The 16,145-nt window shown below is 71.8% G+C and carries 14 protein-coding genes; 9 read left to right on the plus strand and 5 right to left on the minus strand.

The window, feature by feature from the left end; genetic code table 11:
• From ABFX50_RS00005 to ABFX50_RS00020, 4 genes are all read right to left on the minus strand, one after another.
• On the minus strand, positions 1-1,126 hold a 1,126-nt coding region (locus ABFX50_RS00005), incomplete at its 3' end, for an AAA family ATPase (protein WP_346142148.1).
• Positions 1,126-2,265: an exonuclease SbcCD subunit D gene (locus tag ABFX50_RS00010; protein WP_183649432.1), complete on the minus strand. Its 1,140-nt coding sequence runs from the start codon at positions 2,263-2,265 to the stop codon at positions 1,126-1,128. The genes ABFX50_RS00010 and ABFX50_RS00005, both read right to left, overlap by 1 nt.
• Positions 2,266-2,275: 10 nt before the next feature.
• Complete coding sequence (locus tag ABFX50_RS00015) at positions 2,276-4,051, minus strand: ATP-binding protein (RefSeq protein ID WP_346142150.1); 1,776 nt, start codon at positions 4,049-4,051, stop codon at positions 2,276-2,278.
• Positions 4,052-4,182: 131 nt separating this feature from the next.
• Positions 4,183-6,210, minus strand: coding sequence for a M14 family zinc carboxypeptidase (locus ABFX50_RS00020; protein WP_346142151.1), 2,028 nt, complete (start codon positions 6,208-6,210; stop codon positions 4,183-4,185).
• Between the two features lie 111 nt (positions 6,211-6,321).
• Between ABFX50_RS00020 and ABFX50_RS00025 the strand changes: the two genes are divergently transcribed.
• The 3 genes from ABFX50_RS00025 to ABFX50_RS00035 are packed head-to-tail and all read left to right on the plus strand — an operon-like array spanning position 6,322 to position 9,356.
• Entirely contained in the window at positions 6,322-7,047 is a 726-nt protein-coding gene (locus tag ABFX50_RS00025) for a ThuA domain-containing protein (RefSeq protein ID WP_346142153.1), read from the plus strand.
• 8 nt (positions 7,048-7,055) lie between these two features.
• On the plus strand, positions 7,056-8,069 hold the full coding sequence (locus ABFX50_RS00030) for a Gfo/Idh/MocA family protein (RefSeq protein ID WP_346142155.1): 1,014 nt from the start codon (positions 7,056-7,058) through the stop codon (positions 8,067-8,069).
• 21 nt (positions 8,070-8,090) lie between these two features.
• Positions 8,091-9,356, plus strand: coding sequence for an alpha/beta fold hydrolase (locus ABFX50_RS00035; protein ID WP_346142157.1), 1,266 nt, complete (start codon positions 8,091-8,093; stop codon positions 9,354-9,356).
• On the opposite strand, the gene ABFX50_RS00040 is transcribed toward ABFX50_RS00035, so the two are convergent.
• On the minus strand, positions 9,346-10,557 hold the full coding sequence (locus tag ABFX50_RS00040) for an MFS transporter (RefSeq protein WP_346142159.1): 1,212 nt from the start codon (positions 10,555-10,557) through the stop codon (positions 9,346-9,348). The two genes, ABFX50_RS00035 and ABFX50_RS00040, sit on opposite strands and share 11 nt — an antisense overlap.
• 66 nt (positions 10,558-10,623) lie before the next feature.
• On the opposite strand from ABFX50_RS00040, the gene ABFX50_RS00045 reads away from it, so the two are divergent.
• Genes ABFX50_RS00045 through ABFX50_RS00070 form a run of 6 tightly spaced genes read left to right on the plus strand, consistent with a single transcriptional unit; the run spans position 10,624 to position 16,140 of the window.
• Positions 10,624-11,556 carry a LysR family transcriptional regulator gene (locus ABFX50_RS00045; RefSeq protein ID WP_346143009.1) on the plus strand — a complete coding sequence of 311 codons (933 nt, stop codon included), beginning with the start codon at positions 10,624-10,626 and terminating at the stop codon, positions 11,554-11,556.
• A gap of 34 nt (positions 11,557-11,590) precedes the next feature.
• The gene (locus tag ABFX50_RS00050) at positions 11,591-12,898 is read left to right on the plus strand and encodes an extracellular solute-binding protein (protein ID WP_346142161.1); all 1,308 of its coding nucleotides are present in this window, start codon (positions 11,591-11,593) and stop codon (positions 12,896-12,898) included.
• Positions 12,895-13,761, plus strand: coding sequence for a carbohydrate ABC transporter permease (locus tag ABFX50_RS00055; RefSeq protein WP_346142163.1), 867 nt, complete (start codon positions 12,895-12,897; stop codon positions 13,759-13,761). The genes ABFX50_RS00050 and ABFX50_RS00055 overlap by 4 nt, the downstream gene beginning before the upstream one ends.
• Positions 13,758-14,573, plus strand: a complete 816-nt coding sequence (locus ABFX50_RS00060) for a carbohydrate ABC transporter permease (RefSeq protein ID WP_346142165.1) — start codon at positions 13,758-13,760, stop codon at positions 14,571-14,573. Before ABFX50_RS00055 ends, ABFX50_RS00060 begins: the two co-directional genes overlap by 4 nt.
• Positions 14,570-15,409: an ROK family protein gene (locus ABFX50_RS00065; RefSeq protein WP_346142167.1), complete on the plus strand. Its 840-nt coding sequence runs from the start codon at positions 14,570-14,572 to the stop codon at positions 15,407-15,409. The genes ABFX50_RS00060 and ABFX50_RS00065 overlap by 4 nt, the downstream gene beginning before the upstream one ends.
• A 2-nt stretch (positions 15,410-15,411) precedes the next feature.
• Positions 15,412-16,140, plus strand: coding sequence for a GntR family transcriptional regulator (locus ABFX50_RS00070; protein ID WP_346143011.1), 729 nt, complete (start codon positions 15,412-15,414; stop codon positions 16,138-16,140).
• The last annotated feature ends 5 nt before the right edge of the window (positions 16,141-16,145 follow it).

Here is a 16,145-nt window from a genome sequence, read left to right on the forward strand (position 1 = left end):
GGAGCCTGCCGCGCTCGCCCTCGGCCGCCGCCAGCGCGCCGGCGGCGCGCCTCGCGGCGTCGGCGAGGGCCGGCAGCGCGGCGGCGGCTCTTTCGGCGGCCTGCCGAGCGGCCGACGCGGCGGTGGTCAGCCGCTCCCGTTCGTCCAGGGCGGCCAGGCTCTGGGCGAGGGCCTGCCGATCACCGAGCGCGGCCAGCTCGTCGTGGGCGCGGTGCTCGTCGGCCTCGAGGGCCGCGGCCTCCTCGGCCAGCGCCGTGACCGCGGCGGCGGCCTGCCTGGCGGTCTCGGCCAGCGTCGGCACATCGGCGGGCATGACGAGCGCCAGCAGCGCCTCGACCCTGGCCGCCACGCTCTCACGGTCGGCGCGGGCCCTGCGGATCTGCTCGTCACGGGCGCGCAGCAGGTCGAGGTCGACGCTCGCGGCCAGCGCGCGCAACGTCGCCACCTGGTCGGAGGCCGCCCGCTCGGCCGCCTCGTCGGCCCCCGCGAGCTTGCCGAGCTGGTCGCGCGCGAACGAGGCGGCCTGCTTGGCCGCCTCCTCCTCCCGCACGGCCCGCTGCCTGATGCGCTCGTAGACGTCGGCGTCGAGCAGCTGGACGAGCAGGTCCTGCCGCTCACGCGGCGCCGCGTGCAGGAACTCGGCGAAACGCCCCTGCGGCAGCACCACGCACTGCGTGAAGAACTTGTACTCGAGCCCGGTGACCCGCTGGATCTCGGGCGTGACCGCGTCGCCCTCGGCGACGGGCCGCAGCACCGCCTCCAGCACCTCGGCCAGCTCGCCGGCCACCGCGGGGTCGAGCTCGTCGAGCCTGGCCTCCTTGGTGCGGACCGTGCCCTTCGCGTCGCGCTGCAGCGCCCTGACCACACCATGGCGGCGTCCCGCGCTGTCGAAGACCAGCGCGACCTTGCCCGCGGCGGCCGAGGGGGCGAGGGCGTGCGAGATGACGTTCTCCTTGCCCCAGCGCGGCACCGTGCCGTACAGGGCGAAGCAGATCGCGTCGATCACCGTGCTCTTGCCCGCGCCCGTCGGGCCGATCAGCGCGAAGTAGTCGATGTCGGAGAAGTCGATGGTGACCGGCTCGCGGAAACTGCCGAAGTTCTCCAGGTGCAGCAGCAGAGGGCGCATCAGCTCGTCACCTCGTCGTACAGCCGGTCGAACAGCCCCGCCACCTGGTCGTCGTGGCGGCCGCTGCTGCTGAGGTAGTCGCGGAACAGCTCGCGCGGGCTGCGGGTCGCGCTCGAGGTCTTGGGCGCGGCGCGCACGGGGCGGAAGCGCTCGTCGAGGGAGACGTCGAGCGCGCCCGGCAGCAGCTCGCGCACGGTGTCGGCCAGGCCGGGGCGCGCTCTCTCCTCCACGACCACCTTGAGCCACGCGTCGCCGACGTCCATGGCCTCGAGCTGCTCGAGGGTGCCGGTGACCGTACGCAGGGTGCGGGCCTGCGCGAAGGTCACCTCGCGCACCACGGCGGGACGGCCGGGCGAGACGTCGACCAGCAGCGCGCCAGGCGTGTTGGCCTCCTCGCCGAAGTCGACCGCCACGGGCGAGCCGCTGTACCAGATGGGGCACGGGCCGGGGATCTGCTGCCTGCGATGCAGGTGGCCGAGCGCCGCGTACTGCGTGGAGGAGGGAAAGGCGGTCGCCTCGAAGTAGTAGGAGAAGATCGACTGCGCCTCGCGCTCGCCGCCGCCGAACGCGCCGCCTGGCAGCGTGCCGTGCGTGGTGACGACGTTGACGGTGTCGGCGGCGAAGCCCGCGGTCAGGGCGCCGATCAGCTCGCCGATCCTGGCGGCGTAGTCGCGGTTGTGCTCGGCGGCGGTGCCGGTCAGCACCTCGGCGGCGCGCACCACGTACCGGTGCGACAGGAACGGCAGGACGGCCAGCCGCACGGGCTCGCCCGTCCTGGCCGTGAAGGAGAGCGTGCCGCCGTGGTCGGGACGGCGGAAGGCGCCGACCACGTGGATGCCCAGCGCGCCGAGCACCGGGCGGTAGACCTCGAACAGCTGCGGGTTGTCGTGGTTGCCCGCCAGCACCACCACGTCGCGCCCGTCCTCGCGCAGCGCCATCAGCGCTGGCATCACCAGCGACTGCGCCTCGGGCGTGGGGGCGGAGGTGTCGAAGACGTCTCCTGCGACGATGACGGCGTCGACGTTCTCCTCGCGGGCCTTGGCGACGAGCTCCCGCAGCACCGCGCGGTGCTCGTCGATGCGGGAGCGGCCCTTGAGTACCTTGCCGACGTGCCAGTCGGCGGTGTGCAGGATCTTCATCGAGCTCCCATCAGAACGGCGGGATGTCGTCTTCGACGCCTGGCAGTCCGGCGAAGGGGTCGGCGCTCGGCGCCTTGATCGGCACCGCCTCCGACGGCCTGGTGGCCCACGCGGGGAAGGGGAAGGCCACGGCCAGCGGCACGGGGATCTCGGGCTGGGCGACGAACATCGTGCCTGGCTTGGCGATCGTGGCACGCTCCCTGACCGTCGGCGGCAGCCAGCCGTACTCCGACCTGGCGGCCTCGGCGGGGTCGAGCCGTCCCGCCACCCGCACCGCGCTGTTGGAGACGATGCGCCGCTCCACCTCCGAGGCGGTCTGCTGGGCGCCGATGAGGATCACGCCGAGGCTCCTGCCACGCTCGGCGACGTCGAGCAGGATCTCCTTGATCGGGGAGTCGCCCTCGCGAGGGGCGTACTTGTTCAGCTCGTCCAGCACGACGAACAGCAGCGGGCGGGCCGTGCCCGAGCTCTCCTTCCTGGCGAACTCGCCGCGCAGGACCACGCCGACCACGAACCGCTGCGCGCGCTCGGGCAGGTTGTGCAGGTCGACGATGGAGACCTGGGCGTCGGAGGTGCGGATGGAGTGCGGACGCCCCCCTGCCACGTCGCCCCTGATGATCGGTGACAGCGGTCTGACCGCGCTGCGCAGGCGGCGCATGAAGGCGTTGACGGTGCCGAGCGGGGTCTGGGCGCCGGTCCAGGTCGTGCGGCTCGCCTCGTCCATGAGCTGCTCGCTGAGCAGCTCGACCAGATCGCTGAACGTGCGGCAGACCCTGCCCTCGCCGCCTTCACCGCCGGTGTCCAGCCTGATCGCGCCGGTGTCGCCCACCGGCCTGGCCCACGCCGCGAGCCTCGCCGCCACCTGACCGACCAGCAGGGAGTATCCGGCCCGCTCGTCGTCGGCGTCGGCGAAGACGAACCGCAGCAGCTCCTCGGCGCAGAACTCGGCCAGCGTCCAGTAGAAGGCGCTGACCCCGTGCGTGCGGGCCGCCACGTGCGGCACCGCGTTGGGGTCGTTCGGCCGGGGAGGGGCGAAGACGTGCACGCTGCCGAACGGCTCGGCGGGCAGGCCGAGCCTCCTGTACGTGGCCTCGGCCGTGGCGTCCAGGCGGGAGTTGCGATGGTCGAGGAAGAGCAGGTCCTCGCCCTTCACCGAGAAGATCAGCGCTTTGGTGTTGGCTGCCTCGTTCTGCAGCACACCCGAGTTGAAGATCGAGTAGATGAGGAACGTGGCGAACGAGGTCTTCGTCGCCACACCCGAGACACCCGAGATGGAGACGTGCGCGCCCCTGGTGCCGTCGAGGAAGTCGAAGTTCACGTAGAGCGGCTGGCCGTCGCGGCCCGTCCCCATGGGAACGCGCCGGTCCATGACGTCGAAGTAGAGCGCCTGGTCCCTGTCGCCCGCCCCCGCCCTGTAGACCGGCGCGCCGGGCAGCGGGGGCACGAAGACCTCGGGCTCGACCCTGGTCACCTTGACCTCGGCCACCTCGACCACGGCGGCGGGCAGCGCGCCGTCGGCGATGAGGAAGACGTCGGAGTCGTAGGTGGCGCCCTCGTGCCTGGCCTCCACGGTCGTCACCACGCCCGCGACCAGCACCTGACCGTAGCCGGGCACCTCACGCCTGGTCACGACGACGTCGTCGAGCTGGATCACCCTGCCGGGTTCGAGGCCCACCCAGAAGGAGAGGGGCGAGGCCGCCTGCGTGCCAAGAACCCTGCCGACCGCCTCACCGGACGCGGCCGTCCCAGACGTAGCCGTGAGGCTCGTCACCCCGTTCTCGATCACTCAGCTCCTCCGCCCCATAACGCCACCCATCGCAGCGTAATGGGGACAGAGGTGTGCGTCCGGCATCTCGAGCAACGGCGCCGAGCTTCGGCATGGCCGAGAGGGCGGCTGCGCCCGGTGGGGCCGTGTCGTCAGGGGGCTCGGTAGTCGGCGGCGAGGCCGATCATGGCGATCAGTCCCGAGGCGTACTCCAGCGCCTCCTTGTGTCCCTCCTCGAAGGGTGGCTGGAAGCCGACCCCCTCCCACGTGCGGGTGGCGGGGTTCCAGATGTCGTTGCCCACCTCGAAGTCCCAGCCGAAGATCCCGAAGTCGTACCAGAGCTCGTCGGCGGAGTTGCCCGCGGCCGAGTACAGCACGTCCGTCACGGGGCCCGTCTGCTGCGGCCAGGTGACGGTGCCGCGTTCGGCGGCGATGGCCTCCTCGATCGTGCGGGCCGAGCGCAGGAAGTAGGCCTCCTGCGCCTTGGTCGGGCGCGGCAGGGTGACGCGTCCCGCGGCCTGGTAGGCCCCGGGCGGCCACATGAAGTATCCGCCGTAGCTGTGCACGTTCATCGCGAACTTGATGTTGCGGTAGGTCCGGGCCAGCCAGATCACGTTTCTGCTCTCCGGCTCCGAGTGCTCGCCCGGCCCCGCGTACGTGCCGCTCAGGCAGTTGGCGGAGGCGCCGACGTAGCCGTCGAACAGGGAGCCGACGGCGTAGTTCCTGTTGACGTCCACTCCCCACGAGTTGCGCGCCGCCGGGTCGGCCTGGGCGGCGGGGCAGTGGTTGGTCATGTTCTTCCGCTGGAAGTTGTAGTCGTAGAAGCTGTAGTTCGCCCCGTCGGGGTTGACGGTCGGCACGATGAAGATGTCCGTGCGCTGCAGCAGTCTGCGGGTGGCGGGGTCGCGCGCGTAGTTGCGCAGCAGCCGTTCGGCCGTCTCGATGGTGACCAGGGGGGTCACCCATTCGCGAGCGTGCTCCTGGGCGTAGGCGAGCACGCCGGTGCGCGAGCCGTCGCGGTGCGCGCCGATGCGCAGCGCCAGCACCCGCGCGGGCTCGCGCGAGACGTCGGCCGGCGCCTTGAGGAAGTCGCTGAGCTGGGTGAGGGGCGCGGGGGCCACGACACCCTGCCCGTTGTCCGTGCGGTACGGCGTGGCCTTCACCAGCGACCCCGCGCCCGCGTTGACGGCGGCGATCACCTGGGCAGCCGTGCTGGTGATCGCGCCGGAGGCGTCGGTGGCCAGGCTGACGGTGATCAGCTTGCCGTTCACCGTCACCTGGAGCGGCCTGCCCTGCGCGCCGGGATCGACGAGCTCCATCGCCAGGTCGTTGCCGCCCTCGGAGCCGTACGCGAGCGAGGTGACGACGACCGCGCCGAACTGCGCCTGCGCGTGCCGCCGGTAGCCGTTGGTCAGGTACGGCAGCGCGATGACGTCGGTCAACTGGGGGAACTGCCTGTGCAGCGCCTTGACCCGCTCGTTGAGCTGGCCGGGCGGCATGTACTGGGTGATGAAGTCCTTGCGGTAGCCGGGGATCGTCCTGTCGGGCCTTTCGCCGTCGGGCCACTCCTTGACCCTGGCCTGGGCCGTCCCGCCACCTGCCGAGGTCACGGTGACCCACGAGGGCCTGTCGGCGACCGGCGCGGGGGTGCTGAGCTGGTGTCCGAGGTAGGCGCCCGCGTCGGTGTAGGGCACCATCGGCACCGTGCCCGAGGCGCCGCCCCTGCCCCGCCACGCGGCGCTGAGCGTGGCGGTCGGACCGGCGCTGCTGGTGGCCTCGACCGAGAGGAAGTAGCCGTCGCGGGTCCTGAACCAGACCGCCCTCTCGATGACGATCTGGTCGGCGGCGGCTGCCGCCTTCGGGGTCTTCGGGGTCTTCTGGGCGGCGGGGGCGCCCGCCTTCTCCACGCCGAGGGGGGCGAGCGCGGCCAACTGGCCTTCCGACAGGACGGCGTCGACCTGGATGCTCCCGTCCGGCTGCGGCCGTACGCGCTCGGTCAGGTCGGCGCCGGTGGCCACGACCTTCTCCAGGGTGGCGGTGTCCGGGACCGAGATCGTGACCAGCGAGGTCACCTCGGGTTCCGGCGGCGCGCCTGCCGCCGCGGGCGCCGAGGGTGAGGCGGCGAGGAACGTGGTGATGGTTAACGAGAGGACAACTGCGGAAGCTCGTAAGCCACGCATCGGCCTTCCTCCTTGATCAGCCGTATGCCGATCAGTGAAAGCCGAAACGACGGGTCAGGCAAGACCCGGCGATGTGGGTAGAGATCGGCATGACCGAAGGGAGAGACCGGAGTGGCCATCAATGTCACCGTCTGGGGCGAGAACGTGCACGAGGAGCGGGAGGAGGAGGTACGGCGGCGCTATCCCGAGGGGATGCACGGCCAGATCGCGCGGGGGCTCGGCGACGATCTGGGTGAACGGGTCAGGGTGCGCACGGCGACGTTGCAGGAGCCGGAGCACGGGCTGACCGAGAAGGTGCTGGCCGAGACCGACGTGCTGACCTGGTGGGGCCACGCGGCGCACGAGGAGGTGAGCGACGAGGTCGTGGCCCGCGTGCACGAGCGGGTGCTCGGCGGGATGGGCCTGCTCGTCCTGCACTCGGCCCACTTCTCCAAGATCTTCCGTGTGCTCATGGGCACCACGTGCACGCTCAACTGGCGTGACGGAGGCGAGCGCGAGCTGGTCTGGACGATCGAGCCGAGCCATCCGATCGCGGAGGGAGTGCCGAACCCGCTGGTCATCGAGGAGCAGGAGACCTACGGCGAGCCGTTCGGCATCCCGGCCCCCGACGAGCTGGTGTTCGTCAGCTCCTTCGGCGGCGGCGACGTCTTCCGCAGCGGCTGCTGCTTCCGCAGGGGCAGAGGCAGGGTGTTCTACTTCAGCCCCGGCGACCAGGACTATCCCGTCTACTACCACGAGGGCGTGCGGCGGGTGCTGGCCAACGCCGTCCTGTGGGCCGCCCCCGTGGGCGGTCCAGGCGTGCCGCTGAGCAACGCCCACACCCCCATCACCTGGTAAGGGAGCTCATGACCTTCGACACCGTCACCGAGGACCGTCCCCTGCGCGCCGTCATCGCCGGCGCGGGTTTCATCGGCCGGCAGTGGGCCACCGAGCTGCTGCTCCATCCCGATGTCTCGCTGGTCGGCTGGGCCGACATCGACCCCTCGAAGGTGCCGTCCGGGCGCGGCGTGCCCGCGTTCGGATCCGTGGCAGAGATGGTCGAGGCGGTGCGGCCCGACTTCCTCGTCAACGGCACGGTGCCGGCCGCCCACCACGAGGTCACGCTGGCCACGCTGGAGCGGGGGGTGTCGGTGCTCAGCGAGAAGCCGATGGCGGTCACCTTCGAGGAGGGCGCGGACATGGTCGCCGCCGCCGACAGGGCGCGCCGCCTGTTCATGGTCAGCCAGAACCGCCGCTATCTGCCCGGCCTGGTCGCCTACCGGCGCACGGTGGCCGCGCTGGGGCAGCTGGCGATCCTGACCTCGGAGTTCTACATCCCGTACAAGAGCGTCAAGTTCCTGGAGGATCTGCCGCATCCGCTCATCCAGGACATGGCCATCCACCTGTTCGACGCGGCGAGGGCGATCTCGGGGGCCGATCCCCTGTCGGTCTACTGCGAGTCGTTCAGGCCCGCCGCCAGCTGGTACACCGGCGCCTGCTCGGCCACGGCGATCTTCGAGATGACCGGCGGCCTGCGCTACGTCTTCAGCGGCAGCTGGTCGGCTCCCGGCCTGCAGACGTCCTGGACGGGCAGCTGGCGGGCGATCGGCGCGCGGGGCACCGCCGTGTGGGACGGCGGCTCGGTGATCGGGGCCGAGGGGGTGACCCCCGTGGAGCTCGAACCCGACCCCCACCAGGCCCGCGACAGGTTCCCTGGGCTGGCATGGGCGTTGGAGGAGTTCGTCGGCGCGCTGCGCACCGGCAGGCCGCCCCAGGGCGAGGGTCACGACAACCTCGCCAGCCTCGCCATGGTGACCTCCGCCCTGGAGTCGGCCCTCAGGGGCGAACGGATAAAGTGCCCTCTCTATGGAGCTACGTAACAAAGTCCGCGGGCGACGACCGTGACCGCGTACACCATCCCGGGCATGCACGTGCGGGAGCACGTCGCCGACGTCCCGCTCGACTGGGCCGAGCCCGGTGGCGAGAGCATCACGGTCTTCGCCAGGGAGCTGGTCGATCCCACCCGTAAGGACGACGACCTGCCCTGCCTGCTCTACCTCCAGGGCGGTCCAGGAGGGAAGGGCCCGAGGCCGCTCGGGCCCTCGGGCTGGGTCGGCCAGGCGCTGAAGACGCACCGGGTGATCCTGCTCGACCAGCGCGGCACGGGCCGCAGCTCCAGGGTGGACGGCCGGCTCATGTCGCGCTTCGAGACGGCCGAGCAGGGCGCCGCCTACCTGTCGTGCTTCAGGGCCGACTCGATCGTGGCCGACGCCGAGCACCTGAGGAAGACCGTCTTCGGCGGCGGGCGGTGGTCGACGCTGGGGCAGAGCTACGGCGGCTTCCTCACCCTGACCTACCTGTCGCAGGCGCCCGAGGGGCTGAGCGCGTGCTACGTCACGGGCGGGCTGGCGGGCCTGGAGGCCGACGCCACCGAGGTCTACCGGCGCACCTATCCGCGGGTCGAGGCGAAGAACAGGGAGTTCTACCGCCGCTACCCGCACCACGTGGAGACCGTGGCGGCGCTGGCCGACCGCCTGGCCGAGGGCGACGTGCTGCTGCCCGACGGCGACACGCTGACCGTGCGGCGGCTGCAGTTCCTCGGCCTCGACTTCGGCATGAAGCCCGGCTACGAGCGCATGCACTGGCTGATCGAGGAGGGCCTGACCACCGGCTTCCTGCACCAGGTGCTGGCCAGGACCTCCTTCGGCGACAACCCGCTCTACGCCGCGATGCACGAGAGCATCTACGGCTCGGGCCAGGGCCCCACCGCCTGGGCGGCCGAGCGGGAGCGGGCCGCGCACCCGGCGTTCGCCGAGACGGCCAGACCGCTGCTGTTCACCGGGGAGATGATCTATCCCTGGATGTTCGAGGAGGTCCGCGAGCTGCGGCCCTTCCGCGGCGCGGTCGAGGTGATGGCGGCGCGCGAGGAGTGGCCCGCGCTCTACGACCTGGACCGGCTGGCGGCCAACGAGGTGCCGGTGGCCGCCGCGGTCTACTTCGACGACATGTACGTGGACTCTGGCCTGCAGCTGGAGACGGCGGCGCGGATCGGCAACGCCGAGGCGTGGGTGACCAACGAGTACGAGCACGACGGTCTCGGCGACGACAGGGTCTTCGCCCGGCTGACCAAGCTCGTCGACGAGCGGGGCGGCGGCCTCAGAGGGTGAGCGCGGCAGAGGTGCGCCGCGCCTGCCCGGCCCCGCGCCTGCGCGGCCCTCTGCCCTCCGCCAGCACGCCCGCCGTCGCCGCCAGCAGCCAGGCGGCGGTGAAGGCGACGAGCCAGCTCCACCCCGCCGTGCCGTACACGATGCCGCCCATGGTGCCGCCGACGCTGCTGCCGACGTAGAAGAAGAGCGTGTAGAGGCCCGAGACCTGGCCGCGGGCGCCCTGCGGCGCCTCGGCCGCGGCCCACCCGTTGGCCACGGCGTGCGCGGCGAAGAAGCCGCCGGTCAGCACGATCAGCCCGGCCACCACCATGGCCAGGTTGTCGGGGATCGTCAGCAGCGTGCCCACGACGGTGACCAGGAGCGAGGCGACCAGGACGGCGCGCTTGCCGTACCTGCCGACGAGCCTGCCGGCGGTGCCCGAGGAGAGCGTGCCCGTCGCGTAGGCGAGGAAGACCAGCGAGGCGATGGCGGGCGCGAGGCCGAGCTCGTGGATGAGCCTGAACCCGGCGGCGTTGTAGACGGCGACGAAGGAGCCCACTCCCGCCGCCGCCACGCCGTACTGCGCGAGGAGCACGGGGCGGCTGAAGGCGGCCCGCAGGTTGAAGGCCGCTCGCAGGCCGCCGCCCCGCGCGGCCTTCTGACGCGGAGGCGAGGCGGGCAGCGTCAGGACGGTGACCACCGCGCACACCGCGGAGAGCCCCGCGACGCAGGCCAGCGCGCCGTGCCAGCCGAGCGGTTCGGCGACCAGGCCCGCCGCCAGCCTGCCCGCCATGCCGCCGACCGAGTTGCCCGCGATCATCGCGCCCACCGCGGCGGCCACGCCCGCGCCGCCGAGCAGTTCCATCAGGTACGCCGCGGCGACGCCGGGAAAGCCGGCGATGGCCACTCCCTGCAGGGCTCTGAGCACCAGCAGGCTCTCGAAGGTCGGCGCGAGCGGCAGCAGCAGGCCGAGCACCACCGAGGCGATCACGGAGACGAGGATGATCCGCCGCCTGCCGACGACCTCCGACAGCGCGGCCACCGGCAGGACGGCGACGGCCAGCGCGCCCGTGGCCACGCCGATGGCGAGGGAGGCTCGTCCGGGGTCGAGGTGGAAGTCGGCGGCGAGCTGGGGGAGCACGGACTGCGGGGCGTACAGGAGGGCGAAGGACGAGATGCCGGCGGCGGCGACGCCGACGGTCACCCGAGGTGCGATAACCACACCCAAGAAACTAAGCAAAGCTAATAAATACGTCTAATACCGCTATATGCGAAAATTCATACCGTGATGCATGAATTGGCGCCCAACCTCGAGTTGCTGGCCGCGATCAGGGAGACCGAACACGTCACGAGGGCCGCCGAGTTGCTCGGCGTTCCGCAGCCCACGGTCAGCAGGCGGCTCGCCGCGCTGTCGGAGGCGGTCGGCACGCCGCTGGTCGTCCCACACGGCCGCGGCATCAGGCTGACCAGGGCGGGCCGCACGCTGGCCGACTCGGCCGCCCGGGCGCTGGCCGTCATGGCGACAGGAGTCCGCGAGGTGCGCGAGGAGATCGACCCGGCCAGCGGGCGGATCGTCCTCGGTTTCCTGCACCTGCTTGGCCGCTCGCTCGTGCCCTCGCTGGTCTCGGGGTTCCGCGAGCGCCATCCGCTCGTGCGCTTCAGCCTGGTGCAGGGCTCGCGGCAGGTGATGCTGCGCCGCCTGCGCGAGGGCGAGATCGACCTGGCCTTCGTCGCGCCCCTCCCCTCCGGCGACCAGGACCTGACCGGCGCCCCGCTCGCCGCCCAGGAGCTCGTGCTGACCGTGCCCGCCTCGCACCGGCTGTCCAGGCGCAGGAGGGTGCGCGCCGCCGAGCTGGCCGACGAGGACTTCGTCACCCTGGAACAGGGCTACGGCGTGCGCCAGATCACCGACGACCTGTGCGCGGCGGCCGGGTTCCAGCCCAGGATCGCCTTCGAGGGACAGGAGTCCGACACGGTGCGCGGCCTGGTCACCGCCGGGCTCGGGGTGGCGCTGCTGCCGAGGTACGGCGCCGCGCCGCTCCCCGGCGCCGTCGAGATCCCGCTGTCTCCCCCGCTGTTCCGCACCATCGGCGTCGTCAGGCCCGCCCAGCTCACCCCGCTGGCCCAGGCCTTCCACGACTACGTGCTCGCCGAGACCCCGGACCTCGGCCTCGAGTTCACCCCGGCGAGGTCTTCCCACGCGGCGGGAAATTCGTTATAACAACCTAACGACCTGATGAATCAGGAGACCCCCCATGAAGACCTCGACGATGCGGACGGTCGCGGTGAGCGCGGCCTTGGCGATGATGGCGGCAGGGTGCGGCGGCGGCGGCGAGGACGGCACCCCAGCGGCCACGAAGATCTCTTTCCTCACGCACTGGGGCCCTGACCAGGTCAAAGCCCTGGAAGCGGCCGCCCAGGCGTTCCAGAAGCGCAACCAGGGCGTCACCGTCGACATCAGGGCCGTCCCGTTCGGCAACCTGCTGTCCACGCTGCGCACCCAGGGCTCCAGCCCGAACGGCCCCACGATCGCCAGCGTCTACGACCTGTGGCTGCCCGAGCTCGTCCGCGACGGCCTGGCGGGCGACATGCCCGCCGACGCCGAAGCGGACCTCGCGGCGAACTGGCCCAAGAACCTGGTCGAGGGCGTCACCAAGCAGGGCGGCCCGCGCGGCTACCCCAACGAGGTGGACCTCTACGCCCTCAACTACAACAAGAAGCTGTTCAAGGAGGCGGGCATCGCCGCGCCGCCCAGGACGTGGGCCGAGCTCGAGGCGGCGGCCGCGAAGCTGACCAAAGACGGCAGGCAGGGCTTCGGCGTCATCACCAGCTGGCCCGCGGGCGTCGTGCACCCGTGGCTGTCGCTGGTCAACTCCAACGGCGGCAGGCTCCTCGACGGCGCCGTCCCCAAACTCGACGACCCCAGGACCCTCGCCGCCGCCCAGCTCTACTCCAGGCTGGTGAAGTCGGGCGCCACCCAGGCCAAGATGAGCAACGCCAACGCCAACACCACGGGCCCCTACCTCGACAACTTCGTCAACGGCAGGACCGGCATGATCATCATGGCCAACTGGTGGCAGGGCGCGCTCAAGGAGGCGATGGGCGAGCGCTACCAGGACGTCGGCGTCGCCCCCATCCCCGTCGGCCCCGACGGCGCCACCAGCGCCTCGGTCTCCTACTCCTGGCTCACCGTGGTGAACGGCAAGGCCGACCAGGCCAAGCAGCAGGCCGCGTGGAAGTTCCTGACCTTCCTCAACGGCAAGGACAGCGGCAGGAACGGCTCCTCGGCCATGGGCGACATCCTCACCTCCATGGGCATCCTGCCGAGCAGCATCAGTGACCTGAAGGCGCACCAGGCCGAGCTGTCGGACCCGTTCCTGTCGGTGTACGTGGCCGAGCTGGCCAACGCCGTGCCCTTCCCCTCTGTGCTCGGCGGCGAGGCGATGAGCCAGGCCGTGCAGAAGCACGTCGAGAACGTCGTCTTCGGCAAGGAGACGCCCGAGGCCGCCATGGGCGCGGCGCAGCGGGAGGTCGCCGACATCCTGACCAAGGCAGGCACGTGACGCGGCACGCCAGGAGCATGGCGGCCGTGGCGTTCCTGTCACCCGCCATGCTGGTCATCGGCCTCTTCACGGTGGTGCCGATCGGGCTGACGTTCTGGATCAGCCTGCACGAGTGGTCGATGTACACCCCGCTGGGCGAGATGTCGTGGCGGGGGCTCTCCAACTACACCGACCTGCTCGGCGACGAGGGCTTCTTCACCGCGCTGGTCAACACCGCCGCGTACGTGGCGCTCGTCGTGGCCGTGACGCTGCCGCTCTCGGTGGCGCTCGGGATGCTGCTCTACTTCCCGAGGGTCATGGGCAAGGCCGTGGCCAGGGCGGTGCTGTTCTCGGCGTACGTGGTGCCGACGGTGGCCATCTCGATCGTCTGGGGCGCGCTCTACGCGCCCGACTACGGCCCGCTGTCGCAGCTGTTCGCCGCGTGGGAGCCCACCTGGCTCAGCTCTCCCGGCACCGCGCTGGTCTCGCTGGTGATCTTCCATGTCTGGCAGATGACCGGCTACTACACGGTGCTGGTGATCGCGGGGCTCACCCAGATCCCCTCCGACCTCTACGAGGCGGCCCGCATCGACGGCGCGGGGTTCTGGCGGCAGACCCGGCACGTCACGCTGCCGCTGCTGCGCCGTACCACTGTCTTCATCGGCCTGGTCGCGATCATCAACGCGATCCAGGTGTTCGACCCCGTCTACATCCTCACCCAGGGAGGGCCCGCGGAGAGCACGGCCGTGCTGTCGTTCGCGATCCAGCGCGCCGCCTTCCAGCACGGCATGGCGGGGCAGGCCAGCGCGATGGCGTTCACGCTGCTGGTGCTCCTGGTGGCTCTCGGCGGCGTGTTCCTCGCCGCGGTCAGGAGGCGGTCATGAGGCGTGCGCTCGCCGCGGCGGCGATCGCGCTGGTCATGCTGCCCGCGCTGTTCCCGCTGTACTGGATGGTGATCTCCAGCCTCAAGGGGCCCGAGGAGCTGCAGTCCATCCCGCCGACCTGGTGGCCTGGCGAACCGTCGTTCGGCGCGTTCGCCGAGGTGTTCGAGGCGGTGCCGTTCGGCACGGCCTTCCTCAACAGCCTGCTGCTGGCGGGCGTCGCGACGCTCTCGGTGCTGGTCACCAGCGTGCTGGCGGGGTACGTCTTCGCCAAGCACCACTTCAGGGGGCGCGAGGTGCTGTTCTGGGGCGTGGTCGCGACCATGTTCCTGCCGCCGGTCGTGACGCTCGTGCCGCTGTACTGGCTCGTCTCGTCGATGGACCTGGCCGACACCTATCTGGGCGTGCTGCTGCCGTGGCTGGCCAACGCGTTCGGCATCTTCCTCATGCGGCAGTTCGTCTCCGACGTGCCCGACGAGCTGCTGGACGCCGCGCGCATCGACGGCGCGGGTGAGCTGCGCATCGTGTGGCGGGTGGTCACGCCGCTGCTGCGGCCGGCCGTGGTGAGCCTGGCGATCTTCTCCTTCGTCTTCTACTGGAACAACTTCATCTGGCCGCTGTCGATCCTGCAGGACGACGCGAAGTTCCCCGTCGTGCTGGCCCTGAGCCAGCTGCTGAGCTACAGCACCTCGGTGCAGTACCAGAACGTGGTCATGGCGGGCGCGCTGATCGCCTCGCTGCCCACGATCGTGGTGTTCCTGCTGGCCCAGCGCGTCTTCGTGGCCTCGCTGTCCAGGACGGGGGTGAAGGGATGAGACACGTCGGCTTCGACGTGGGCGGCACCCTGCTGCGGGTGCTGGCCGCGAGCGGGGGCGTGCGCGGCCCGGTCGCCAGGCACGAGGTCCCCCGCTCCTACGAGGCGCTGCTCGACCTGCTCGCCGAGCTCACCGGCCCTGGCGCGGACGCGGTGGGCATCGGGCTGCCCGGCACCTCGGCGGAGGGAAGGCCGGTGTTCGTGCCGGCGCTGCCGTGGCTGGAGGGCCGTCCGCTCGCCCGCGACCTGGAGGCACGGCTCGGCGCCCCCGTGCGACTCGGCCTCGACGGCCATCTCACCCTGCTGGCCGAGTCGGTTGAGGGCGCGGCCAGGGGCAGGCGCTCGGCCGTTCTGGTGGCGGTCGGCACCGGCATCGGCGGCGCGCTGCTCGTCGACGGCAGGATCTGGCGGGGCGCGCACGGCAGCGCGGGCTCGTGGGGCTGGCTGCAGGGCGAGCCCGAACCCGCTCCCCTCGCCGCCGGGTACCCCGCGCACGGCGGGTTCGAGCGGGCCGCCTCCGGCTCCGCGCTCGGCGGGCGGGGCCCGGAGCTGGTCGCCGCCGCCCGCGAGGGCCGCGTGCCCCCCGAACTCGAGGCCCATGCCGTACGGCTGGCACGCGGCATCGCCGCGCTGGCCAGCACGCTCGACCCGGAGATCGTCCTGGTGGGCGGCGGCATGGCCGACGCGATGGACGTGCTCGGACCCATGCTGGCCGTCCACATCGAGCGGTTCGCCTCCCCCGACGGGCGGCGGGTGCCGGTGGTGGCGGCGGGGCTCGGGTCGGGCGCGGGAGTCGTGGGCGCCCTGCTCGCGGCTGAGATCGGGGAGGACTGGTGAACATGAGAGGGCTCGACCCCACGTCGGGCGTGCCGCTCTACCTGCAGGTGGAGCGGTCTCTGCGACATCGCATCGACGCGGAGGAGTGGCTGCCCGGCGCCCGGCTGCCCACGGAGGACGAGCTGGGCAAGGCCTACGGCGTGAGCAGGGTGACCATCCGCCAGGCGCTGGCCAGGCTGGTCGACCGCGGGGTGCTGGTGCGCGAGCAGGGCAGGGGGACGTTCGTCCGCGACACCAGCCTGACCGCGGGAGCGCGCGGCGTCACCTCCTTCACCGCCGAGCTGGCGGGGCTCGGGCATCCGTCGGGCGCCAGGGTGCTGGAACAGAGCGTGCTGCCCGCCGCCGACTGCGACCTGCCCAAGGAGATGGGCCTCGGCCCAGGCGACCTGCTGCTGCGGCTGCGCAGGCTCAGGACCGACACCGCCAGACCCGTCGGCGTGCAGACGGCGCTGCTGCCGCTCGAGCGCTTCCCCGGGCTCGATCGGCTCGACTTCACCGACCGCTCGCTCTACCAGACGCTGCGCGAGACCTACGGCGTCGTGCCGCGCGAGGCGATCGAGACCTTCACCGTCGGGGGCGTGCTCGACGAGGACGCCCCCACCCTCGGCGTCGCGCCGGGCGCGCACGCCTTCTACGTCGAGCGCCTCACCTTCGACGCGCACGGCCCCTTCGAATACGTCCGCAGCGTGATGCGCGGCGACCGCTACCAGATCCGCCTCGCCCTCCGATGAGAGGA

The sequence above is a fragment of the Nonomuraea recticatena genome (assembly GCF_039533245.1).
GTDB classification, from domain to species: Bacteria; Actinomycetota; Actinomycetes; order Streptosporangiales; family Streptosporangiaceae; genus Nonomuraea; species Nonomuraea roseola.

Excerpts from the sequence above, each read along its gene's own strand:
- ABFX50_RS00010 (WP_183649432.1), bottom strand. The coding sequence starts at position 2,265 with ATGAAGATCCTGCACACCGCCGACTGGCACGTCGGCAAGGTACTCAAG.
- ABFX50_RS00020 (WP_346142151.1), bottom strand. The coding sequence starts at position 6,210 with ATGCGTGGCTTACGAGCTTCCGCAGTTGTCCTCTCGTTAACCATCACC.
- ABFX50_RS00030 (WP_346142155.1), top strand. The coding sequence starts at position 7,056 with ATGACCTTCGACACCGTCACCGAGGACCGTCCCCTGCGCGCCGTCATC.
- ABFX50_RS00045 (WP_346143009.1), top strand. The coding sequence starts at position 10,624 with ATGCATGAATTGGCGCCCAACCTCGAGTTGCTGGCCGCGATCAGGGAG.
- ABFX50_RS00050 (WP_346142161.1), top strand. The coding sequence starts at position 11,591 with ATGAAGACCTCGACGATGCGGACGGTCGCGGTGAGCGCGGCCTTGGCG.
- ABFX50_RS00060 (WP_346142165.1), top strand. The coding sequence starts at position 13,758 with ATGAGGCGTGCGCTCGCCGCGGCGGCGATCGCGCTGGTCATGCTGCCC.
- ABFX50_RS00065 (WP_346142167.1), top strand. The coding sequence starts at position 14,570 with ATGAGACACGTCGGCTTCGACGTGGGCGGCACCCTGCTGCGGGTGCTG.
- ABFX50_RS00070 (WP_346143011.1), top strand. The coding sequence starts at position 15,412 with ATGAGAGGGCTCGACCCCACGTCGGGCGTGCCGCTCTACCTGCAGGTG.